Origin of the sequence: Streptomyces sp. NPDC058691, assembly GCF_042714775.1 — a bacterium.
Taxonomy (GTDB): Bacteria; Actinomycetota; Actinomycetes; order Streptomycetales; family Streptomycetaceae; genus Actinacidiphila.
The window spans coordinates 71093-94322 of record NZ_JBHXSO010000014.1; the positions used below are offsets into that span (position 1 = coordinate 71093).

A 23230-nucleotide genomic window follows, 5' to 3' on the forward strand; every position below is an offset into this window, starting at 1 on the left:
TGAACAATCTCTCTGTGGCCCTGCTCACGCTCGGCAGGGCGGGAAAACCGGTGGCCGGCCCCGCCGCGGGCCGTGGATGCTCGTGCGCGTGACAAGCGCCCAAGGCAGCCGCCCCCGCAGGCACTTCGGCCGGCGGGACGCCGGCTGTCCGGGCGATCGGGTGGGGACGCCCTCGTGGCCGTGACCCAGCTCCTCGCCCGCGTCCACGCGGCGGACCTCGCCCAGTGTCGCGCGACGGCGGCACACCGGCCGGACGCCGGCCCCGGGTGGGTCCCGCCCGGCGCGGACGTCCTCGATCTCGACTGGGCACCCCACCCCCTGGAGGACGCGTGCCTGCGCGCCGGGCTCGACGGCCCGCTGCTCGCGGCCCTCCGCCGGGCCACCACGGGCGACCCGGAGGTGGACGTCGCCTTCCTCGGCCATCCGGACGCCGTCGGGATCTTCGGCCCTCCCCCGGCGGCCCTGGCCCCGGAGGGCGTGGCCGCCGTCGCGCACGCGCTCGCCGCGATCGACTGGCCGGCGATGCTGCCACTGCGGCCGGGGGTGACCGGGGTCGACGGGGTCCGCGATCCGGAGGCGTATCTCACGCGGCCTTCAGCGCGCTGCGCGCGTTCTACGCGGAGGCGGCGCGGCGCGGGCAGTACGTCGTGGTGTGGTGGGACTGACGCACGCCGGAACGCACCCCACGGCGTGAGCTCAGGACGCGGCCGCGATCGCCGCGCGGGCGGCGGCGACGAGGCGCCAGAAGACCGGCCGGGTGGTGTGCTTCCGACCGGCGCCGGTGCCGGTGGCGAACATCGCGGTGCGCAGCGGGGCGGTCATCTCCAGCTGGGCGCCGCGGCCGCGCCGGGTGCGGTTGCAGATGTTGGCCGGGGACAGGCCCGCGAGTTCCTTCCGCTCCGAGGCGTCGAAGGCGTGGATGCCAGCGGCTGTGAGGGCGGCGGTCAGCTGCCCCGCGAAGGCGGTGTCGGCGCCGCCGACGAGGACGGCCTCGGCCCCGTCCGGGAGGCCCGCCTGCGCGGCGGTGCAGCCGTGCAGCGAGAGCACGCGCAGGCTGCGGGCGGCCAGCGAGCGGGCGACGGGGTCGTCGCAGCGGGTGGAGGTGACGTGGAGGGCGCCGTTGCCGGTGACGCGCAGGCCCTCGAACATCCAGTAGTCGTACACCGGGCCGCCGGCCGGGGTGGGCGCGAGGTCGGCCGGGTGGTACCCGGCGACGGCGAGGCACAGTTCGGAGGTGCCGGCCTCGATGCCGCCGCCGTGCGGGGCGATGACCACGGTGTCGGTGGACCGGGCGGCGGCGTGGCGGCGGAAGCGCCGGGCGTAGTCGGTGCCCTCGACCAGGGTGGTGTCCGCGTACAGCGCGGTGTTGGAGACGTAGGTGTCGAAGGACGCGGAGGCGTACCCGGTGTGCGTCGTCATGAGGCGATCATCACGCACCGGCGGCCCCGGCTCCTGCCGGAAGCCGGGACCGCCTCATACGGAACGTCCGGTCCCGCCGGGCGACGGGGGGAGCGGCCCGGCGGGACGTGAGGGGGCGGCCGGTCAGGCCGCCGTCACCGGCTCCTTCTGCGTGGACACGGGCTCGGACGGCTCACCGTGGCCGTCGTCGACGAGCGTGGTCTCGTCGAAGGGCAGCTCGCCGGCGAACACCCGCTCGGCGCGCTCGCGGTCGAACTCCTTGGTCCACGTGCCGATCAGGATGGTGGCGACCGCGTTGCCCGCGAAGTTGGTGACGGCGCGCGCCTCGCTCATGAAGCGGTCGATGCCGACGATGAGGCCCACACCGTCCACGAGGGCCGGCTTGTGCGACTGGAGCGCGCCGGCCAGCGTCGCCAGGCCCGCGCCGGTGACGCCGGCGGCGCCCTTGGAGGCGATCATCATGAAGAGCAGGAGCGTGATCTGCTGGCCGATGGAGAGCGGCTGGCCCATCGAGTCGGCGATGAACAGCGAGGCCATGGTCAGGTAGATCATGGTGCCGTCGAGGTTGAAGGAGTAGCCGGTCGGCACGGTGATGCCGACGACCGGGCGGCTGACGCCGAGGTGCTCCATCTTGGCGATGAGGCGGGGCAGCGCCGACTCCGACGAGGAGGTCGAGACGATCAGCAGGAACTCCCGGCCGAGGTACTTCAGCAGCTGGAAGAGGTTGACCCCGGCGACGAACCGCAGGATCAGGCCGAGCACGACGACGACGAAGATCAGGCAGGTCACGTAGAAGCCCAGCATGATCGTGGCCAGGGCCTTGAGCGCGTCGACGCCCGCGGAGCCGACCACCGCCGCCAGGGCGCCGAAGGCACCCACCGGCGCCGCCCACATGATCATGGACAGTACGCGGAAGACCAGCTTCTGGATGTGCCCGATCCCGCGCAGCACCGGCTCGCCCGCCGAGCCCATGGCCTGCAGGCCGAACCCGACCAGCAGCGCCACCAGCAGGGTCTGCAGCACCTGGCCCTCGGTGAACGCCGACACCAAGGTGACCGGGATGATCGAGAGGATGAAGTCCGGCAGCGACTCGGCCGGCGCGTCCTTGGCCTGGGCCTGGCCCACGTCCTTCAGGGCGTCGGTCAGGTGCAGCCCGTCGCCGGGCTGCAGGATGTTGCCGACGACCAGGCCGATGCCGAGCGCCACGAAGGACATGACGACGAAGTAGCCGAGCGCGAGCCCGCCGACCTTGCCGACCTTCGCGGCCTTCCGCACCGAACCGACGCCGAGCACGATCGTGCAGAAGATGATCGGCGAGATCATCATCTTGATCAGGTTCACGAAACCGGTGCCGATCGGCTTCAATTCGACCGCCGCGTCCGGCGCGACAAGGCCGAACACGGCGCCGGCGATCGCGGCGACGACCACCGCGATGTAGAGGTAATGGGTGCGGTCCCTGCGACCCTGGCTGCGGCTCTGCACCGGCACTGACACCTTTGTCTCCTCGGTCCAGCCGGACGCCGTCCCGGACGCCCGCGATTGGATAAGTCCCGGTGACTATGCGCCGCGCAGTGAGCCAGGTCACGTTTGCGTTCATTGAGTTCGCGGCACACGTGCACACTGGTGGGCATGCAGGCCCTCCTCCCGGTCCTCCCCCCTCCTCGCGGCCCCCGGCCGCGCCGGCGCACGCGCCCGCGCAGCCTCGCGGGGCAGCTCTTCGCGATGCAGGTCGTCATCGTGGCCGTGGTGGTCGCGGGCATCGCCGTGCTCGTGTACGTCAACGCGGGCAGCCGCGCCGAGGCGGCGGCCGAGGACCGGGTGACCGCGGCGGCGCGGGCGGTCGCCGACGCGCCCTCCGTCGCCGCGGCGATCCGCGGCGCGGATCCCACCGCCGCGCTCCAGCCGTACGCCGAGCAGGTCCGCAAGGACACCGGCGTCGCCTTCGTCACGATCATGAGCCCGGCCGGCATCCGCTGGACGCATCCCGACGCGAGCCAGATAGGCCGGCCCTTCCTCGGGCACATAGGCCCCGCGCAGCGCGGCCGGACGTTCACCGAGACCTACACCGGCACGCTCGGCGCGTCCGTGCGCGTGGTCACCCCGATCCGCGACGGCGGCCGGATCACGGGGCTGGTCAGTGTCGGCATCACCGTCGAGGCCATCACCGACCAGGTGCGCGACCAGCTCACCGTGCTGATCGGGTTCGCGCTCGCGGCACTGGCGGTCGGGGGCCTGGGCACCTACCTCGCCAACGCCCGGCTGCGCCGGCACACCCACGGCATGGCCGCCGACGAGCTGAGCCGGATGTACGACTACCACCAGGCCACGCTGCACGCGGTGCGCGAGGGCCTGATCCTGCTGGACGCGGACCGCAGCGTGGCGCTGTGCAACGACGCGGCCCGCGAACTGCTGGGACTGCCCGGGGACGTGGTCGGCGCGTACGTCGCGGAACTGGGGCTGCCGACCTCGCTGACCGGAGCGCTGCTGGCCGCCGAACCCCGCGTGGACGAGGTGCACCTGACCACCGAGCGGGTCGTGGTGGTCAGCACCGCGCCGGTGCTCGGCGGCGAACGCCGGGGCACCGTGGTGACCTTGCGCGACCACACCGAACTCCAGGCGCTCACCGGCGAGCTGGACTCGGTGCGCGGCTTCGCCGAGGCGCTGCGCTCGCAGGCCCACGAGGCCTCCAACCGGCTGCACACGGTCGTGTCGCTCATCGAACTGGGCCGCGCCGGCGAGGCGGTGGAGTTCGCGACCGCCGAACTGGAGCTGGCGCAGGCGCTGACCGACCGCGTGGTGGCGGCGGTCGGCGAACCGGTCCTGGCGGCACTGCTGCTGGGCAAGGCGGCCGAGGCGAACGAGCGCGGCGTCGAACTGACCGTCAGCGAGGACAGCCGCATCGACGACGGCGTGCTCCCGGCCGCACTCGCCTCCCGCGACCTGGTCACCATCCTGGGCAACCTGATCGACAACGCCATCGACGCGGCGATCGAGGGCGCCGGCCGGGGCGCGGCCCGCCCCCATGTGGCGGTGACCGCCCACGCCGACGGCGGCGAACTGCTGCTGCGGGTCGCCGACAACGGCAACGGCGTGGACCCGGCCACCGTGCGCGAGGTCTTCCGGCGCGGCTGGACCACCAAGAGCGAGGGCCGCGGCCTGGGCCTGGCCCTGGTGGAACAGGCGGCGCGGCGGGCCGGCGGCACCGTCGACCTGGACCGGGACGAGACCGGCGGGGCCGCCTTCACGGTACGGCTGCCGCTGCGGCGGGGGGTGCCGGCGTGATCAGGGTGCTCGTCGTCGAGGACGACCCGGTGGCGGCCGACGCGCACCGGCTGTACGTGGAGCGGCTGCCCGGCTTCGAGGTCGCGGCCGTCGCGCACTCCGGCGGCGCGGCGCTGCGTGCGCTGGAACGGCACGAGGTGGACCTGATCCTGCTCGACCTCAATCTGCCGGACGGGCACGGGCTGCAGGTCGTGCGGAAGCTGCGGGCCGCCGGGCACACCGCGGACGTGGTGGCCGTGACCTCGGCCCGCGATCTGGGGGTCGTGCGCCAGGCCGTCTCGGTGGGCGTGGTGCAGTATCTGCTCAAGCCCTTCACCTTCCCGGCGCTGCGCGACCGGCTGGAGCGCTGGGCGCGGTACCGCGACGAGCTCGCGGGCGGCGAGGCCTCCGGGCAGGACGAGGTGGACCGCGCGCTGGCGGCGCTGCGCAGCCCCGAGGCCTCGGCGCTGCCCAAGGGCCTGAGCGGTCCGACCCTGGAGGCGGTGACCACCGCGCTGCGCGATGCCGTGGAGGGCCTGTCGGCGAGCGCGGCCGCCCAGCAGGTCGGCGTCTCCCGGATCACGGCCCGCCGCTACCTGGAGCATCTGGTCGACATCGGCCGCGCGGTGCGCGCCCCGCAGTACGGCCAGGTGGGACGGCCCGAGCTCACCTACCGCTGGGCGACCGCGCGCAGGACGTGAACGCGGGGCCGCATGACGGATCGTCAGAAGACGGACTCCGCCTCCCGCATGCGGTCCTCGGGGACCCGCTTGAGCACGGTCACGGCCTCGGCGAGCGGCACCAGCTCGATCGCGGTGCCGTGCAGCGCCGTCATGCTGCCGAAGGCGCCCTTGTGCGCGGCCTCGACGGCGTGCCAGCCGAAGCGCGTGGCCAGGACGCGGTCGTAGGGGGTGGGGACGCCGCCGCGCTGGACATGGCCGAGGATGACCGGGCGGGCTTCCTTGCCGAGGCGCTGCTCCAGTTCGGCGGCGAGGCGGGTGCCGATGCCGGCGAAGCGCTCGTGCCCGTAGGCGTCGATCTCGCCGTGGACGTACGGCATGGTGCCCTCGGCGGGGTGGGCGCCCTCGGCGACGCAGACGACCGCGAACTTCTTGCCCCGCGCGAAGCGCTCCTCGACCATCGCGGCGAGGTCGGCCGGGTCGAAGGCCCGCTCGGGCAGGCAGATGCCGTGGGCGCCGCCGGCCATGCCGGACTCCAGGGCGATCCAGCCGGCGTGCCGGCCCATGACCTCGACGACCATGACGCGCTGGTGCGACTCGGCGGTGGTCTTCAGCCGGTCGATGGCCTCGGTGGCCACGGTGACGGCGGTGTCGAAGCCGAAGGTGCGGTCGGTGGCCGAGATGTCGTTGTCGATGGTCTTGGGGACGCCCACGACCGGCATGCCCGCCTCGGCGAGCAGCCGGGCCGCGGTCAGGGTGCCCTCGCCGCCGATCGGGATGAGCACGTCGAGACCGTAGTCCGCGCACACGGTGCGCCAGTTGTCCGCGGCCTCGTGCAGCCGGGAGCGTTCCAGCCGGGTGGAACCGAGCACGGTGCCGCCGCGGGCGAGGATGCCGCTGACGGAGTTCAGGTCGAGGGTGCGGTAGCGGCCCTCCAGCAGTCCCTTGAAGCCGTCCTCAAAGCCGATCACCTCGTCGCCGTGGTACGTCAACGCGCGATGGGTCACCGAACGGATGACGGCGTTGAGCCCTGGACAGTCGCCGCCCGCGGTGAGCACTCCGATACGCATGGCGCTCCGCGCTCCCTCCGGTAGCGTCCCAGGTCGCCTCTCTCGCATCGTAGATCCGCGCCTGACCCACCGCGCGTCATACGCACAGCGGTCTGTAATGTCAAGGGGTATCCGCCACCCGAATGGGTGGATTCCATCGGGTAGGAACGGAGAGAGCGCGTGACGCGCAGCGTGTACGTAACCGGGGTCGGCCGGGGGGACGGCAGGCAGGTCGTCGAGCTCGGCGTCATGGAGCTGCTCACCCGCCAGGTCGACCGCGTGGGCGTGTTCCGCCCGCTGGTGCACGACACCCCGGACCGGATGTTCGACCTCCTGCGCAGCCGCTTCCGGCTCACCCAGGACCCCGCGACGGCCTTCGGCCTGAGCTACGAGGCGGCCGCCGCCCTCCAGGCCGAGCAGGGCCGGGACGCGATGATCGCCGTGCTCGTCGAGCGCTACCACCTGGTGGCCCGGGAGTACGAGACGGTGCTCGTACTGGGCTCGGACTTCCACGAGACCAATCTGCCGGGCGAGATGGGCATCAACGCCCGCCTCGCCAACGAGTTCGGGGCCTCCGTGGTCCCGGTCGTCGGCGGGCGCGACCAGAGCGCGGAGTCGGTGGTGGACGAGGTGCGCAACGCCCACCAGTCCTACTCCGGCTTCGGCTGCGACATCGTCGCCATGATCGCCAACCGGGTGCCCCGGGAGACCCTGGAGGAGGTCGCCGGACGCCTGCGCCGGCTGCTCCCGGTCCCCGCGTACGTGCTGCCCGACAAGCCCGCGCTGTCGGCGCCGACCGTCTCCCAGATCGTCGAGACCCTCGGCGCGCAGGTGCTGCTCGGCGACCACAGCGGGCTCTCCCGCGACGTGCTGGGCTTCGTCTTCGGCGGCGCGATGCTGCCCACCTTCATCCGTGCGCTGACCCCCGGCTGCATGGTGATCACCCCCGGCGACCGCGCCGACCTCATCATCGGCTCACTGGCCGCGCACTCGGCCGGCTCCCCGCCCATCGCCGGCATCCTGCTCACCCTCGATGAGGTGCCCGGCCCCGAGATCATGGCGCTGGCCGCCCGGCTCGCCCCCGGCACCCCGGTGATGTCCGTGCCGACCGGCAGCTTCCCGACCGCCGCCGAGCTGTTCGCCCTGGAGGCGAAGCTCGGCGCGGGCACACCGCGCAAGGCCGAGACCGCGCTCGGCCTCTTCGAGACCCATGTCGACAGCGCCGAACTCAGCGAGCGGCTGTCGGTGGTCCGCGGCGAGCGCGTCACCCCGATGATGTTCGAGCACGAGCTCATCGAGCGGGCCCGCTCCGGCCGGCGCCGCGTCGTGCTGCCGGAGGGCGCCGAGGAGCGCATCCTGCACGCCGCCGAGGTGCTGCTGCGCCGCAATGTGTGCGACATCGTGCTGCTGGGGAACGAGGACGCCATCCGCCGGCGGGCCGGCGAGCTCGGCATCGACGTGGACGTCCCCGGCCTGGTGCTCACCGATCCGCAGACCTCGCCGCTGCGCGAGAGCTTCGCCGAGCTGTACGCCAAACTCCGCGTCCACAAGGGCGTCAGCTACGAACTCGCCTACGACGTCGTGGCCGACGTGTCGTACTTCGGCACGCTGATGGTGCAGCAGGGCCTGGCCGACGGGATGGTCTCCGGCGCGGTGCACTCGACCGCGGCGACCATCCGTCCCGCGTTCGAGATCATCAAGACCGTGCCGGACGCCTCGATCGTCTCCTCGGTCTTCTTCATGTGCCTGGCCGACAAGGTGCTGGTCTACGGCGACTGCGCGGTCAACCCCGACCCCGACGCCGAGCAGCTGGCGGACATCGCGATCCAGTCGGCCGAGACGGCCGCCCAGTTCGGGGTGGAGCCGCGGGTGGCGATGCTCTCGTACTCCACCGGGACCTCCGGCTCGGGCGTGGACGTCGACAAGGTGCGCCGGGCCACCGAACTGGTCCGCGAGCGCCGCCCGGAGCTGCTGGTCGAGGGCCCGATCCAGTACGACGCGGCGGTCGACGCGCAGGTCGCCGAGACCAAGCTGCCCGGCTCCGAGGTGGCGGGGAAGGCCACCGTGCTGATCTTCCCGGACCTCAACACCGGCAACAACACCTACAAGGCGGTGCAGCGTTCGGCCGGCGCCGTCGCCGTCGGCCCCGTGCTGCAGGGCCTGCGCAAGCCTGTCAACGACCTGTCGCGCGGCGCTCTGGTGCAGGACATCGTCAACACGGTCGCCATCACGGCGATCCAGGCCCAGGGCGAGCAGGCACCGACCGGCTCGAACGAGCCAACCAAGCCGACCGGTTCGACCGGTTCGACCGGTTCGACCGAATCAGGGAAGGCGCTGTGACAGCGACCCGCGTTCTCGTCCTCAACTCCGGCTCCTCGTCGGTGAAGTACCAGCTCATCGACATGGCCGACGGCAGCCGCCCGGCGGCCGGGATCGTGGAGCACATCGGTGAGCGCGGCGGGGTCGCCGATCACGCCGAGGCGCTGGGGGTCGTCGCGGACGAGCTGGCCGCCCGCGGCCTCGGCCTGGACTCCCCCGAACTGGCCGCCGTGGGGCACCGCGTGGTGCACGGCGGCACCCGGTTCACCGAACCGACGCTGGTCGACGACGCCGTGCTCGCGGCCGTCGAGGAGCTCGTGCCGCTCGCCCCGCTGCACAACCCGGCCAACATCACCGGCATCCGGGTGGCCCGCGCGCTGCGCCCGGACCTGCCGCAGGTGGCGGTCTTCGACACCGCCTTCCACTCCACCGTCCCCGAGCACGCGTACCGCTACGCCATCGACCGGGAGACCGCCGACGCCCACCAGGTGCGCCGCTACGGCTTCCACGGCACCTCGCACGCGTACGTCAGCCGGGCCACGGCCGGGCTGCTGGGCAAGGACCCCGCCGAGGTCAATGTGATCGTGCTGCACCTCGGCAACGGCGCCTCCGCCTCCGCCGTGCGCGGCGGGCGGTGCGTGGAGACCTCGATGGGCCTGACCCCGCTGGAGGGCCTGGTCATGGGCACCCGCTCGGGTGACGTCGACCCGGCCGTGGTCTTCCATCTCACCCGCACGGGCGGAATGTCGGTGGACGACGTCGACGCCCTGCTGAACAAGCGCTCCGGCCTGCTGGGCCTGTGCGGCGACAACGACATGCGGGAGATCGGCCGGCGGATGGCGGAGGGCGACGAGTCCGCGCAGCTCGCCTTCGACGTCTACGTGCACCGGCTGCGCAAGTACGTCGGCGCGTACACCGCCGTCCTGGGCCGGGTCGACGCGATCGCCTTCACCGCGGGCGTCGGGGAGAACTCCCCCGCCGTGCGGGAGGCCGCGACGCGCGGCCTGGAGGCCCTGGGCATCGAGCTGGACGGGGTGCGCAACGCGGTGCGCGCGAGCTCCGCGCGGCTGGTGTCGGCCAAGAGCAGCAAGGTGGCGGTGGCGGTCGTCCCGACCGACGAGGAGCAGGAGATCGCCCGGCAGACGTACGCGCTGGTGACCGGCCGGTGACGTCTCCAGGTCACTTGGAGGCTTTAGTCTATGGCCGCCGTCCGCACCGTCCACGACTCCCCCGCACGGGAAAATTCCGGAGCGGAACAAATTGATAGGATCGTCTCCATGCGCCGAGCGAAAATCGTCTGCACCCTGGGTCCCGCCGTCGACTCCTACGACCAGCTGAAAACGCTGGCCGAAGCCGGAATGAACGTGGCCCGTTTCAACTTCAGCCACGGCAGCCACGCCGAGCACGAGGAGCGCTACCACCGGGTGCGCAAGGTCTCGGAGGAGACCGGACGTGCCATCGGCGTGCTGGCCGACCTGCAGGGCCCCAAGATCCGCCTGGAGACCTTCGCGGACGGCCCCGTGGAGCTGGTCGCCGGTGACGAGTTCACCATCACCACCGAGGACGTGGCGGGCGACAAGACCATCTGCGGCACCACCTACAAGGGCCTGCCCGGCGACGTCCGGTCCGGCGACCCGGTCCTGATCAACGACGGCAACGTCGCGCTGCGCGTGACCGACGTGGACGGCGCCCGCGTGCGCTGCCTGGTCGTCGAGGGCGGTGTCATCTCCGACCACAAGGGCATCAACCTGCCCGGCGCCGCCGTCAACGTCCCCGCGCTGTCCGAGAAGGACATCGAGGACCTGCGCTTCGCCCTGCGGATGGGCGTCGACATGGTCGCGCTGTCCTTCGTGCGCGACGCCAAGGACATCCGCGACGTCCACCGTGTGATGGATGAGGTCGGCCGCCGCGTGCCGGTCATCGCCAAGGTGGAGAAGCCGCAGGCGGTGGACAACATGGAGGACATCGTCGCGGCCTTCGACGCCGTCATGGTGGCCCGTGGCGACCTGGCGGTGGAGTACCCGCTGGAGAAGGTCCCCATGGTGCAGAAGCGGCTCATCGAGCTGTGCCGCCGCAACGCCAAGCCGGTGATCGTCGCGACCCAGATGATGGAGTCGATGATCACCAACTCCCGCCCCACGCGCGCTGAGGCCTCCGACGTCGCCAACGCGATCCTGGACGGCACGGACGCGGTGATGCTGTCCGCCGAGTCCAGCGTCGGCAAGTACCCGATCGAGACCGTGAAGACCATGTCGCGGATCATCGAGGCCGCCGAGGTCGAGCTGCTCAAGCAGGGCCTGTGGCCGCTCAACGGCCGCAAGCCGCGCACCCAGGGCGGTGCCGTCGCCCGTGCCGCCGCCGAGCTCGCGGACTACCTGGACGCCAAGACGCTGGTCGCCTTCACCAAGTCCGGCGACACCGCGCGCCGGCTGGCCCGCTACCGCGTGCCGCAGCCGGTGGTCGCGTACACGACCGAGGAGACGACCCGCAACTTCCTCGCGCTGACCTGGGGCGTGCAGACCACGGTGGTGCAGTACGTGAACACCACCGACGAGATGGTCGAGATCGTCAACGAGGAGATGCTGAAGCTCAGCGACTACACCGAGGGCGACACGGTGATCATCACCGCCGGTTCGCCTCCCGGTGAGTCCGGCACCACCAACCTGGTGCGGGTGCACCACCTCGGCCACCGCGCCGTCTGACCCGCGCAGCGCCGACGTAACACGGCGGAGGGCGCCTCCCCCGCAAGGGGTGGGCGCCCTCCGCCGTTCTGCGGCTCCCGGAAGGGTCCGTGCTCACTCAGTCCTGGGTGTTGTAGACGTGCATACCCGGGACCGTGAGGGTGCCGCCGAACTGGCCGGCCTGCTTCACCGTGACGTTGGTGAAGAAGGCGACCGGCACGTTGACCGGCGGCGGGGTGTCGGGCGTGAACTCGATCGGGATCAGCCCGAAGAGGTTGCCCTTCAGCGACTCGGTGTACATCGTCACCGTGCCGCCGCGGATCGTGGACGTGCTGCCCTTGCGGGCCTCGACGTGGCCGACGGTCCCGCCCGGACCGACGACTTCCTGGTGCAGGTCCTTGATGTCCAGGGTGGAGGCCGTGAACTTCAGAACCGGCTTGACCTTCCCGCTCCAGGTCTTGACCTCCACGATGCCCTTGTAGTCCAGGCCCGTGAGGGTCAGCACGCTGCTGTGCAGCGTCCAGGGGTCGTCCGCGAGGAGCGCGGGGGTCTCCTGGTACGCCGCGTCGGCCAGCGCCTGCGCGTCGTGCGTCGGGCACGGGAACGGGTTCCCGTCCGCCGGCGTCGCCGAGGGGCTCGGCGTGGCGCTGGGCGCCTGCGTCGCCCCGGAGGTGGCGTCGTCCGCGGCCTTCTTGACGTCGGACAGCGTCTTCTTGACCGCGTCGCCGATGTCCTCGGCCGTCTTGCCCGCCGGCTTGTGCGTGGTGCCCGCCTTCGGGGTCTGCGACGTGGCGCTCGGGGTCGGCGTGGCGGTCGCGGAGGGCACGGTGTCCACCGGAGCGGAGTCGGTGCCCTTCTTGACGCCCAGCAGGTCGCCCAGAGCGTCGCCGAGGCCCAGCGGGTCCAGCGGGTTGGCGGACGGGGACTGTGTTGCGGACGGCGTGGACGGCGTGGACGGCGCGGTCGTCGGACCGGAGCCGCCGCCCGACCCGGAGGTCGTGCCGGTGTCGCCCTTGCCGTCCCCGGTACCGGTGTCGGAAGGACTGGTCGTCGGGGTCGTCGGGGTCGTCGGGGTCGCCGAGGGCTTCGGCGTCTCCGTCTTGGCACCGCCGCTCGGCGTGCTGCTCGGCGTCGTCGACGGCGAGGGCTCGTCGGGCTGCTCCACGCACTTCGTGCCCGAGAACGGGTTCTTGGGCAGTTCGTCGGCAGAGGCCAGCCTCGGGGTGAGTCCCATGCCCATCAGGACCGCCGTCGGCATCGCGGCCAGGGCTATCGCCTTGCCCGCCGGCATCTGCAGCTTGGTCAGCAGCGACTTCCTCGGGGCCGCGTGCCGCGGCCCCGGTCTCACACGGGTGCCGCCGCCGGCGGCCGCGGAAGCCGGCTGATCCTCATCACCCCGCACTGTGCCTCCCGTTCACGTCTACGGTTTGCTCTGTGCCGTCCTGCGCCTCCCGCGGGGCGGTGCCGCCGGCCGCCTCGGCGCGGTGGTCGCCGTACGCCTTCGCGTAGGGCGATCCCGGCGGCGGCACGTAGCCGGTGTCGCCGTCGTACCCCTCGCCGCCATCGGGCAGTTCCGCCGGCTGCGGGCCGCCCTCGGCGGGAGGCGCGCCCGGGGCCCAGGCCACCGACAGCGCTCCGCCGACCAGCCCGAGCACGAAGCCCACGAAGAAGCCGCCGAAGTTGGAGACCACCAGGGAGACGAGGGCGAGCAGGATCGATGCGATGCCCGCGAAGACCCGGACCGCCGACTGGAACCACATGGTCAGACCGAGGACGACCAGCAGCACGCCGATGATCAGCGAACCGGAGCCGGCCGTGGTGGCCATGGTCAGGCTGAGCGAGCCGAGCGTGATGTTGGCGTACGGGAAGTAGGCGATGGGCAGTCCGGCCAGAACCGTCAGCAGGCCCGCCCAGAACGGCCGCTGTCCGCGCCATACGCGGAAACGGAACCGCCAATAGTCGAACCCGCTCAGTCCATGTGTCTCGGCGCTCATGGAAAACTGCTCCCTGGGACTGGCGTTACAAAGAAGAAAGCGTGTGGGTGGGGAAAGGTGAGGGGCGTCCCGCGCCCCTCACCCCCCTAGTGGTGCTTAGAAGCACTCGTAGCCTGCGCCCGAGCCCTTCTTGACCGACATGCTCAGCCCGCTGAGCTTGAAGGTTCCCGCGCTGGTGGCCCAGGCGGTCTGCCTCACGTCGGTCAGGTCGGCCGCGTCGGCCTCCTGCGCGAAGGAACCCGGGTCCGACTGGTCGCCGGTCTTGATGCCGGGACCCTTCTTGCTGTCTCCGGCCGCCACGCCGATGTTGATGTTGGTGAACGTGGCGTCCGCGTTCAGCTGGTCCAGGTCGATGTAGAGGTTCTTCGCCTCGACCTTCTTGGAACCGTTGCCGGCGCCCAGCTTCAGCGTCACATCGCCGAAGACCGGAACCGGCACGACGACGGACTGGCACAGGCCGGAGATCTCGGCGGTGCTGAACGCGGAGACCGCGACCGGGATCGGCTTGCCGCCGTGCTGGACGTCGATGGCTCCGTACTGGACGAAGCCCTCACCGTGCAGGCTGTCGGCCTTCACCTTGAACTGCTGGCCGGACACACTGAACGACGCGGCAAGCGCGCCCTGACCCAGGGCCACGCCTATCGCGGCGGTGGCCGCGACGCTCGGCACCATGACGACGGCGAACCGCTTCCATCTGGTACCGCCGCGGATGAGCGACTCCATGACTTTCCTCCTTCTCGGACGTACATCTCCGGCCGGAATCGTGGGGATTGCGGCGGGATGGGAGAAGAGCTACGTCCTCGGGAAGGAGAGCGCCGTACAGACGGCCGTCACGCGGGATGGCGGACGGCGTTGTCCGGAATTCGGCGATCACCCCCGAGCGACAACCACTGGCCACGCTCTCGCGCAACCTGCTGGACAGGCCCTGCCGGGTGGCAGAGACCCCCCTGTCCACGAGACGCGACCACTGCTGGCACAGCGCTCGCGACCCGGCCCGGTGGGGACCCGTACGACGAGCGGGCGGCTGGATGCCGACACCCCGGCAACGGACCGAGCTTGGCCGATCGTGGTCCATTCGCGGCCGCTGCACAAGGGGCTTCGTTACTAGCGGGTAACGGTGCGATAACCCAGTTCACATGGTCTGGACCAGATCGGCTACGCAGCGTAGTTGCGATGAGGGTGTGAAATTCCCTCAAGGGGTGATAGATCCGGACAGAAGTCCGTCACTCTCTTACCGGAAGTAACAGCGACCGCGTTTCATCAAGATTTGGTAAAGCGCGGCCGCTGTCACATTCGGCTCGAAAGGTCTTTCGACGCAGGCGGGGGCGGAGGCGTGATCAGGTCAGAAGAGCACCCGGGCCAGTGCCGAGCGGGCCGCGGTCACCCGCGGGTCGTCCGGGCCGATCACCTCGAAGAGCTCCAGCAGCCGCATCCGGGCCGCGTCACGGTCCGCACCCGTGGAGCGGCGCACCGCGTCCACCAGTCGCGCGAAGGCGTCCTCCACGTGTCCGCCCACCAGGTCCAGATCGGCCACGACGATCTGCGCCGGGACGTCGTCGGGGCGGTCCGCGGCGGCCTTGCGCGCCGTCTGCGGGTCGGCCCCCTCCACCCGCTGCAGCAGCTCCGCCTGCGCCAGGCCCAGCTTCGCCTCGGTGTTGGCCGGGTCACCGGACAGGACGTTGCGGTACGCCTGGATCGCGCCACCGAGGTCGCCCTGGTCGAGCGCGTCGTGCGCGGCGGACAGGGCGAGCTCCTGCGGGCTCGGCGGACGCTCCTCGGCCGGTACGGCGGGCGCGCCGCCCTCGACCGGGACGCCGACGATGCCGAAGCGCTGTTCGGCGACGGCGATCAGCTGGTCCAGCACCTCGGTGATCTGGTCCTCCGGGGCCGCGCCCTGGAAGAGCGGCATCGCCTGGCCGGCCAGCACCGCGAACACCGCGGGAATCCCCTGCACGCCGAACTGCTGCACCAGCAGCTGGTTCGCGTAGACATCGATCTTGGCGACGACGACCCGGCCCGCGTACTCGGCGGCGAGCCGCTCCAGCGTCTCCTCCAACTGCACGCTGGCGTCCGCACGGTCGGTCCAGAAGTGGACGACGACCGGGACCTCGGTGGAGCGCTGCAGGACGTCGGTCTCGAAGGTGGCCTCGGTGACCTCGGTCACCAGGGCGGGGGCGGGCACTCCCCCGGTGCGGGCGGCTTCCGCGCGGGCCTGTTCGGCCTTCGCCTTGGCCTCTCCGGCCGCCTTCACCGCGGCGAGGTCGACCACGCCGCTCATGGACATGTTCCGTGGCTGCATGGGACCAATCCTCCCCCCTCGTCGCGGTTCCCGGGGAATCGCCCCCCGGAAGCGTCGCAATGGCGCGCCGTCATGGCGAAAAGCACGACGCGGGGTCCCCACCCACGCCTCGCGACTGCCGCCTGTTTCGATACGCCCCGTAGCGTAACTGCATGGTCGCGCGGCGCGCAACGGGGATAGGGTGCCCAGCCATGTGCCCGCGTGAAACAGGACGAAGGACCGGCCGCCCCCGCAGCGCGGAGGCCGACCGGGCGATCCTGGACGCCGCACGGCAGGCCCTGGTCGAGACCGGCTGGGGAAAGTTGACCATGGGAGACGTCGCGGCACGCGCGAAGGTGGCCAAGACCACTCTCTACCGTCGCTGGTCCGGCAAGAACGAACTCGTCGTGGACGCGGTCGCCGCGCTCTTCGACGAACTGGAACTTCCCGACCGGGGCAGCCTGCGCGCCGATGTGGAGGGCGTGGTACTCCAGTTCGCGGCCCTGCTGGAGCAGCCCGCCACCAAGACCGCGCTGATGGCGGTGGTCGCCGAGGCGACGCACGACCAGGCGCTGCGGCGGCGGATCCGCGAGGCGATCGTGGACCGGCAGAAGCGGCTGGTGATCGAGGGACGCCGGCGCGCCCAGGGCCGCGGTGAGATCCCGCCGGACGACGGTGATCCCACACCGCAGATCGACCTCATCTTCGACGTCATCGCGGGGGCCGTCGTGCACCGCACCCTCGTCTCCTGCGAACCGGTCGACGCCGACTGGGCGTCACGCTTCACCACGGTCCTGCTCGGCGGGCTCTCGGGCACCGCGGACTGACCCGCGGCCTGCCCGGCGTGGACTGACGCGTCTGACACCCGGCCTGCCCGGCGATAGCGCAACTCCGTTGCGTACGGGCACCGTTCGGCAGGACATCTTCCGGCGCGCGGGTTCCCGGAAGTTCATCAATCCCGTGGTGCCGGGCTCTTGCCGGGATGTCATGGCACCGCCATGCTTACCCGCGGGTATCTACTCGCATAGATTCCTCACCGGTTGCGCACAGTTCCGCACAGTTCCACACAGCTCTGCGAAGTCCTGCCCAGTTCAGCGCAGTTCCGCACTGCTTCTACCTGACAGTGCGTCAGTGATCGCTCGCCCCCAGGAGGATCGACCCCTCATGAGACATCATCACCCTCGTCGGCGCGGCGCCGTCGTCTCTCTCGCCGCTTCCCTGCTCGCCCTGACGGCCGGCCAGACCGTGAGCGCCCTGCCCGCCACGGCCGCCCCCCACCCCCACACGCCCGTCTCCGCGGTCTCCGCGGCCGAGGAGCAGGCGGCGCGTGCGATCGCCGGCTCGCTCACCGACACCGCCTGGCGCGCCCGGGTGGGCAAGGCGACGCTCGCCTCCGACGACGTCGCCGTCACCGCCCTGGCCGGCAAGGCCGATGGCTCCCTGAAGGCCGAACTGGCCGCCGCCGACCGGCGGATCGCCGCCGCCAAGGGCCTGGACGCCGGCGTCGGACCGCTGCTGCGGCTGCGGCTCGGGGACGACTCCATGCGCGCGGCGCTGTCCGCCGGCGTGACGCCGTGGGTGACCGCGGCCTCCTCGGACGACGACGCCACCGCCGTCACCGCCTGGGACAGCCGGGGCCGCGCCCACACGCTGGACGCCCGCAAGGCGCCCACGCACCCGGTGTACGTCGTGGACATCGACGGCTCCAAGGCGCTCGCCGCCGGACTGACCGTGCTGAACAAGGAGCTGACCCGCTACGGTGTGGCCTCCGCCAAGGCCACGCCCGCCAAGGCCCCCACGCAGGCCCCCGCGGCCGGCTCGCGGGCGCAGGCGGCCGGCGGCGGTTTCTGGACCACCCGCATCACCTCGGTCGAGCTGTCGGACGACGAGGAGCCCTGGGTCAAGGGCGACGCGGAGATCTACACCCTGGTGACCGGTTTCGGGCAGGACGGCGCCGTGCGCGTCGACCCCGTCGACATGCCGTACCTGGACAACGACGGCACGGTGTACCGGCCCAACCAGATCCTGGTGAACTGGTCGAACTACAAGTACAACCTCGCCGACGCGGTGATGATGGAGGAGGACGGCAGCACCAACTACCGCGACCTGGCCAAGGCCATCGCCACGGTGCTGCTCACCGTCACCGACCAGGGCACCTACATCCCGCTGGTGAACGCGGTCCTGGACGCGATCCCGAACGACTGGTGGACCGACGACCCGGACTACGTCGACTCCTGGTACACCCTGGCTCAGAGCGACAACGGCACCCGCTACGGTGCCCGCGGCAACGGCTGGATGACCGTCGAGCCGTACTTCGTGCAGCAGTTCTGAGGCGGCACGGCGCACGGTGACAACGAGGGCCGGCGGGAACCCCGGGGTTCCCGCCGGTCCTCGGCGTTTTTGGCGTTCAGGCGTTCCTGCGTTCAGGCGCCGCTCAGAAGCGGGCGGGCTCGGTGTAGCTGCCCCACTCGTCGCGCAGCGCGCCGCAGATCTCGCCGAGGGTCGCCTCGGCGCGCACCGCCTCCAGCATCGGCTCGATCATGTTGGTGCCCTCGCGCGCGGCGGTGAGCATCGCGTCCAGCGCCTTGCGCACCACCGTGTCGTCCCGCAGGTCCTTGCGGCCGGCCAGGACCCGCACCTGCTCGCGCTCCACCTCGTGGCTCACCCGCAGGATCTCCAGGTCCCCGGTGACCGAGCCGGTGTGGCAGTTGACGCCGACGACCCGCTTGTCGCCCTTCTCCAGGGAGCGCTGGTACTCGAAGGCGGCCTCGGCGATCCGGCCGGTGAAGTACCCGTCCTCGATGCCGCGCAGGATGCCGGAGGTGATCGGGCCGACCGCGTGCCGGCCGTCGGGTACGGCGCGGGCGCCCAGTTCCTTGATCTTGTCGAAGATCTTCTCCGCGTCCGCCTCGATGCGGTCGGTCAGCGCCTCGACGTACCAGGAGCCGCCGAGCGGGTCGGCGACATTGGCGACGCCGGTCTCCTCCATCAGCACCTGCTGGGTGCGCAGCGCGATCTCCGCGGCCTGGGCGCTGGGCAGCGCCAGCGTCTCGTCCAGGGCGTTGGTGTGCAGGGAGTTGGTGCCGCCGAGCACCGCCGCCAGCGCCTCGACCGCGGTGCGGACCACGTTGTTGTACGGCTGCTGGGCGGTGAGCGAGACGCCCGCGGTCTGGGTGTGGAAGCGCAGCCACTGCGCCTTGTCCGATGTGGCGCCGTACACGTCGCGCATCCAGCGGGCCCAGATCCGGCGTGCGGCGCGGAACTTGGCGATCTCCTCGAAGAAGTCGAGGTGGGCGTCGAAGAAGAAGGACAGACCCGGGGCGAAGGTGTTGACGTCCAGCCCGCGCGACAGGCCCAGTTCCACGTAGCCGAAGCCGTCGGCGAGGGTGTAGGCCAGCTCCTGCGCGGCCGTCGATCCGGCCTCGCGGATGTGGTAGCCGGAGACCGACAGCGGCTTGTACGCCGGGATGCCCGTCGCGCAGTGCTCCATCAGGTCGCCGATCAGGCGCAGGTGCGGCTCGGGGGCGAAGAGCCACTCCTTCTGCGCGATGTACTCCTTGAAGATGTCGGTCTGCAGGGTGCCGTTGAGCACCGCGGGATCGACGCCCTGCCGCTCGGCGGCCACCAGGTACATGCAGAAGACGGGCACCGCGGGGCCGGAGATCGTCATCGAGGTGGTGACGTCACCGAGCGGGATGTCCTTGAAGAGGATCTCCATGTCGGCGGCGGAGTCGATGGCCACGCCGCAGTGACCGACCTCACCCAGCGAGCGCGGGTCGTCGGAGTCCCGGCCCATGAGGGTGGGCATGTCGAAGGCGACGGACAGACCGCCGCCGCCCGCCTCCAGGATCATCTTGTAGCGCTCGTTGGTCTGCTCGGCGTTGCCGAAGCCGGCGAACTGGCGGATGGTCCAGGTGCGGCCCCGGTAGCCGGTGGCGTGCAGACCGCGGGTGAACGGGTACTCGCCCGGCCAGCCGATCCGCTCGAAGCCGGGCACGCCGGCGCCGGCCGGGGGCCCGTACACCGGCTCCACGGGGTCGCCGGAGAGCGTGGTGAAGTCCGCCTCGCGCTTGCGGGAAGCGTCGTAGCGCGCCTGCCAGCGGCTGCGCCCCTCGTCAATGGCTGCAGCGTCCATGCCGGTGTCCGCCTCTCATCGGTGGGGGGCCGCCCTCGCACGTCCTTGTACAAGAAGGATTACCCCGGTAAGGCGAAAATACTAGGACGTCCTAGTATTTGTCGACGGCGACACCCCCCGTCCGCCGAAGGAGGGGGGGGTATCCGCAGGTCGGGCGGGTGTCAGACCTTGACGGGTTCACCCGCCGGGGCCACCAGCGGGGCCACCTCGCGGGTCACCTTGCGCTCGACGAAGAACGCGGCGGTGGGAATGGTCCCGGCCAGCAGCACCCACAGCAGCTTGCCGAAGGGCCACTTCGCCTTGGAACCGAGATCGAAGGCGAAGACCAGGTAGAGAACGTAGAGCCAGCCGTGGGCGATGGCGACGACCCGGGTGAAGCCCTGGGCGCCGTCGATGTCCAGGACGTACTTGGCGATCACGCCGACGGTCAGCAGGACCAGCAGCACACCCGTCGTGTAGGCGAGGGCGCGGTACCGGGTCAGGACACTCTGCTTCATGCGCCGAAGCCTAACCGGTGCCATTGCGGCGCTTTCCCCCGGGCCGCTCCGAGTCGCGCGCGAGCGGCACGCGAGCCGGTTCCAGCCGCTCCAGGCCGCCCGTACGCCGTCCCGCACCGGCGGCAGCCGCCGCTCCCGGACTACTCCTCGAAGTCCCCGGCGGATATCCGCAGCGGCCGCAGCAGGGCGAAGATCTCCGCGCACTCATCGTCGTCGTACGCCTGCAGGCCGAACTTCATCCCCATGAGGTCCTCGGTGGCGGCCTCGCACACCTCGCGGCCCTTGGCCGTGATGGAGGCCAGCGTGCCGCGCCCGTCGTTGGGGTTGGGGCGCTTGGCGACGAGGCCGGCGGCCACCAGGCGGTCGACGGTGTTGGTGACCGACGTCGGGTGCACCATCAGGCGCTCGCCGATCTTGGACATCGGCAGCTCGCCCTCCTTGCTGAAGGCGAGCAGCACCAGCGCCTCGTAGCGGGCGAAGGTCAGCCCGTAGGGCTTGACCACGGCGTCGACCTGGCCCAGCAGGATCTGCTGGGCGCGCATGATCGACGTGATCGCGACCATGGACGGCACGCGCCCCCAGCGCCGGGTCCAGATCTCGTCGGCGCGGGCGATCGGGTCGAAGGGAAGGCTGAGCGGCTTCGGCACAGGGCCGAGCCTACCCGCCGGTCACATGGCGGGCAGCCATGTCTCGGAAGGCGGGACAACGGCACGTCAGGGACGGCGGGTCCGTGATCGTACCCGGCACCCGTCGCACCTTTGTGAACGCGGTGTTTCAGCCACCCCGGTCCGGCGTTCCGACCGAAAACCTCCCCTCACCGGGGAGGGTTTCCCCTACTTCCGGGCCGGTCTTGCCACCCTTTGGCCCGGATGACCTGCGACGGAGCGGCCGGCCCGCTCGCGACAACCGGCCAATAGGTGAAATGCACCTGTCATTAACTGCCAGTTCGGTGCGAGGCTCCTAGCCGCGCGGAACACCGCGCGTCCCCCACGCCCCCGGGTGCCGTTCCGCCCGGGGACCATGCCTGCCGTCCCCACACGGCGGGACCCAAGGAGTCACATTGCGCAAGAAGCTGGCACTCGGCACCCTTGTGGCCGCATCGGCACTTATGGCCGGCGGCCTCCAGTCCTTCGCGGCGACCGCGCGGCCGGCGCCCGACGCCGCCGCGCTCGCCGCCTCCCACGCGAAGGCCCTCACCGACGCCCGCGGCCGGGCCGCCGCCCTGGCCGGCTCCCTCGGCCTCGGCGACCAGGAGCGGCTGACGGTCAAGGACGTCGTCGTCGACCCGGACGGCACCCGCCACCTGCGCTACGACCGCACCTACGCGGGCCTGGAGGTGCTCGGCGGCGACCTCGTGGTGCACCAGGACAAGAACGGCGCCACCCGCTCGGTCTCGCGGGCCGTCACCGCGAGGATCGCCCCCGCCACCCTCACCCCGGCCGTGACGCCGTCCGCCGCCCGCGACAAGGCCGCCGCCGCGGTCAAGGGCCTGCTCAAGACGCCGCTGGTCAAGGGCGAGGAGCCGCTGAAGGCGGTCGGCACGGCCGCCGCCCCGCAGCAGGTCGTCTGGGCCGTCAGCGGCACGCCCCGGCTCGCCTACCGGACCGTCGTCCACGGCACCCAGGCCGACGGCACCCCGAGCGAGCTCAACGTGATCACCGACGCCCGCACCGGCGCGGTCATCCAGCGGTACGAGGGCATCCAGACCGGCACCGGCACCGGCGTCCACGTCGGCTCGGTCACCCTCACCACCACCAAGTCCGGCACCACGTACTCGCTGAAGGACGCGAGCCGCGGCGGGATCTACACCACGGACCTGAACAACCGCACCAGCGGCACCGGGACCACGTTCACCGACACCGACGACGTGTGGGGCAACGGCTCCGCCTCCAACCGCCAGTCCGCGGGCGTGGACGCCCAGTTCGGCGCCGCGGCCACGTGGGACTTCTACAAGAACACCTTCGGCCGCTCGGGCATCCGCAACGACGGCAAGGGCTCCCTGTCGCGCGCCCACTACGGCAGCAACTACGTCAACGCCTTCTGGGACGACAGCTGCTTCTGCATGACCTACGGCGACGGCTCGGGCAACACCCACCCGCTGACCGCGCTCGACGTCGCGGGCCACGAGATATCCCACGGCGTGACCAGCGCCACGGCGGGCCTGACCTACTCCGGCGAGTCCGGCGGCCTCAACGAGGCCACCTCCGACATCTTCGGCACCATGGTCGAGTTCAACGCCAACCTCGCCTCCGACACCCCCGACTACCTCATCGGCGAGAAGATCGACATCAACGGCGACGGCACCCCGCTGCGCTACATGGACAAGCCGTCCAAGGACGGCGGCTCCGCCGACTACTGGTCGTCCTCGGTGAAGAACCTCGACGTGCACTACTCGTCGGGCGTGGCCAACCACTTCTTCTACCTGCTCTCCGAGGGCAGCGGCGCCAAGACGATCAACGGCGTCAGCTACAACAGCCCGACGAAGAACGGTTCCACCGTCACCGGCATCGGCCGCGCCAAGGCCGCGGCCATCTGGTACCGCGCCCTGACGGTGTACTTCACCTCGTCCACCAACTACGCCAAGGCCCGCACCGCGACGCTGAGCGCGGCCAAGGACCTGTACGGCACCGGTTCCGCCGAGTACAACGCGGTCGCCGCCGCCTGGACCGGCGTCAACGTCGCCTGACGGCGGCCCGGATCACCGGTGCCCCGGTGACCGGTTGACCCGGCCGGCCCTCTGATCACTCGCGGTGGGGGGGGGCCCCCCCCCAACCCCGCCCCCCCCCCCCGGGGCGCGGGGGCCCCGGTATTCCCCCGGGGGGGGCCCCCCCCGGCCCTAGGGTGGGGGGGGGGGGGGGGGGGGGGGAAAAAACCACACGGCCATAGGGGACGATAGGCCCCATGCTCACGCCCACAC

The 23230-nt window shown here is 71.5% G+C and carries 18 protein-coding genes; 8 read left to right on the plus strand and 10 right to left on the minus strand.

Annotated features, from left to right (window positions below; translation table 11 throughout):
- Positions 1-696: 696 nt before the first annotated feature.
- Positions 697-1419 (minus strand): poly-gamma-glutamate hydrolase family protein, encoded by a 723-nt coding sequence (locus ACFWVC_RS12450; RefSeq protein WP_384283043.1) that lies wholly within the window; start codon positions 1417-1419, stop codon positions 697-699.
- A gap of 123 nt (positions 1420-1542) precedes the next feature.
- The gene (locus ACFWVC_RS12455; protein ID WP_384283275.1) at positions 1543-2907 is read right to left on the minus strand and encodes a cation:dicarboxylate symporter family transporter; all 1365 of its coding nucleotides are present in this window, start codon (positions 2905-2907) and stop codon (positions 1543-1545) included.
- 141 nt (positions 2908-3048) lie between these two features.
- Between ACFWVC_RS12455 and ACFWVC_RS12460 the strand changes: the two genes are divergently transcribed.
- Both ACFWVC_RS12460 and ACFWVC_RS12465 read left to right on the plus strand, forming a co-directional pair.
- Positions 3049-4701: an ATP-binding protein gene (locus ACFWVC_RS12460; RefSeq protein WP_384283045.1), complete on the plus strand. Its 1653-nt coding sequence runs from the start codon at positions 3049-3051 to the stop codon at positions 4699-4701.
- Positions 4698-5381, plus strand: coding sequence for a response regulator (locus ACFWVC_RS12465; protein WP_384283048.1), 684 nt, complete (start codon positions 4698-4700; stop codon positions 5379-5381). The genes ACFWVC_RS12460 and ACFWVC_RS12465 overlap by 4 nt, the downstream gene beginning before the upstream one ends.
- Positions 5382-5404: 23 nt before the next feature.
- Here ACFWVC_RS12465 and ACFWVC_RS12470 read toward each other — a convergent pair whose 3' ends face one another.
- The gene (locus ACFWVC_RS12470; RefSeq protein ID WP_384283051.1) at positions 5405-6430 is read right to left on the minus strand and encodes an ATP-dependent 6-phosphofructokinase; all 1026 of its coding nucleotides are present in this window, start codon (positions 6428-6430) and stop codon (positions 5405-5407) included.
- Between the two features lie 159 nt (positions 6431-6589).
- Here ACFWVC_RS12470 and pta point away from each other — a divergent pair, with 159 nt between their 5' ends.
- The 3 genes from pta to pyk all read left to right on the plus strand — a co-directional run bounded on the left by pta (position 6590) and on the right by pyk (position 11430).
- On the plus strand, positions 6590-8749 hold the full coding sequence (gene pta / locus ACFWVC_RS12475; RefSeq protein WP_384283053.1) for a phosphate acetyltransferase: 2160 nt from the start codon (positions 6590-6592) through the stop codon (positions 8747-8749).
- Positions 8746-9897, plus strand: coding sequence for an acetate kinase (locus ACFWVC_RS12480; protein WP_384283057.1), 1152 nt, complete (start codon positions 8746-8748; stop codon positions 9895-9897). Before pta ends, ACFWVC_RS12480 begins: the two co-directional genes overlap by 4 nt.
- A 108-nt stretch (positions 9898-10005) precedes the next feature.
- Positions 10006-11430, plus strand: a complete 1425-nt coding sequence (gene pyk / locus ACFWVC_RS12485; protein ID WP_384283061.1) for a pyruvate kinase — start codon at positions 10006-10008, stop codon at positions 11428-11430.
- Positions 11431-11527: 97 nt separating this feature from the next.
- Here pyk and ACFWVC_RS12490 read toward each other — a convergent pair whose 3' ends face one another.
- The 4 genes from ACFWVC_RS12490 to ACFWVC_RS12505 all read right to left on the minus strand — a co-directional run bounded on the left by ACFWVC_RS12490 (position 11528) and on the right by ACFWVC_RS12505 (position 15702).
- On the minus strand, positions 11528-12811 hold the full coding sequence (locus ACFWVC_RS12490; RefSeq protein WP_384283064.1) for a hydrogenase expression protein HypF: 1284 nt from the start codon (positions 12809-12811) through the stop codon (positions 11528-11530).
- Positions 12801-13403, minus strand: a complete 603-nt coding sequence (locus tag ACFWVC_RS12495) for a DUF6114 domain-containing protein (protein WP_384283067.1) — start codon at positions 13401-13403, stop codon at positions 12801-12803. Before ACFWVC_RS12495 ends, ACFWVC_RS12490 begins: the two co-directional genes overlap by 11 nt.
- Before the next feature lie 96 nt (positions 13404-13499).
- Positions 13500-14126 carry a DUF6230 family protein gene (locus ACFWVC_RS12500; protein WP_384283069.1) on the minus strand — a complete coding sequence of 209 codons (627 nt, stop codon included), beginning with the start codon at positions 14124-14126 and terminating at the stop codon, positions 13500-13502.
- Positions 14127-14745: 619 nt separating this feature from the next.
- The gene (locus ACFWVC_RS12505; protein ID WP_384283072.1) at positions 14746-15702 is read right to left on the minus strand and encodes a tetratricopeptide repeat protein; all 957 of its coding nucleotides are present in this window, start codon (positions 15700-15702) and stop codon (positions 14746-14748) included.
- A 191-nt stretch (positions 15703-15893) separates the two neighbouring features.
- Between ACFWVC_RS12505 and ACFWVC_RS12510 the strand changes: the two genes are divergently transcribed.
- Both ACFWVC_RS12510 and ACFWVC_RS12515 read left to right on the plus strand, forming a co-directional pair.
- The gene (locus tag ACFWVC_RS12510) at positions 15894-16508 is read left to right on the plus strand and encodes a TetR/AcrR family transcriptional regulator (RefSeq protein WP_384283076.1); all 615 of its coding nucleotides are present in this window, start codon (positions 15894-15896) and stop codon (positions 16506-16508) included.
- Positions 16509-16845: 337 nt separating this feature from the next.
- Positions 16846-18012: a DUF3103 family protein gene (locus tag ACFWVC_RS12515; protein WP_384283079.1), complete on the plus strand. Its 1167-nt coding sequence runs from the start codon at positions 16846-16848 to the stop codon at positions 18010-18012.
- A gap of 103 nt (positions 18013-18115) precedes the next feature.
- On the opposite strand, the gene ACFWVC_RS12520 is transcribed toward ACFWVC_RS12515, so the two are convergent.
- The 3 genes from ACFWVC_RS12520 to ACFWVC_RS12530 form a co-directional block, all read right to left on the minus strand.
- Positions 18116-19816: a methylmalonyl-CoA mutase gene (locus ACFWVC_RS12520; protein WP_384283082.1), complete on the minus strand. Its 1701-nt coding sequence runs from the start codon at positions 19814-19816 to the stop codon at positions 18116-18118.
- Positions 19817-19977: 161 nt separating this feature from the next.
- Positions 19978-20313, minus strand: a complete 336-nt coding sequence (locus ACFWVC_RS12525) for a DUF3817 domain-containing protein (protein ID WP_384283089.1) — start codon at positions 20311-20313, stop codon at positions 19978-19980.
- A 140-nt stretch (positions 20314-20453) separates the two neighbouring features.
- Positions 20454-20960: a MarR family winged helix-turn-helix transcriptional regulator gene (locus ACFWVC_RS12530; RefSeq protein ID WP_384283092.1), complete on the minus strand. Its 507-nt coding sequence runs from the start codon at positions 20958-20960 to the stop codon at positions 20454-20456.
- A gap of 461 nt (positions 20961-21421) precedes the next feature.
- Between ACFWVC_RS12530 and ACFWVC_RS12535 the strand changes: the two genes are divergently transcribed.
- The gene (locus tag ACFWVC_RS12535) at positions 21422-22999 is read left to right on the plus strand and encodes a M4 family metallopeptidase (protein WP_384283280.1); all 1578 of its coding nucleotides are present in this window, start codon (positions 21422-21424) and stop codon (positions 22997-22999) included.
- Positions 23000-23230 lie beyond the last annotated feature (231 nt).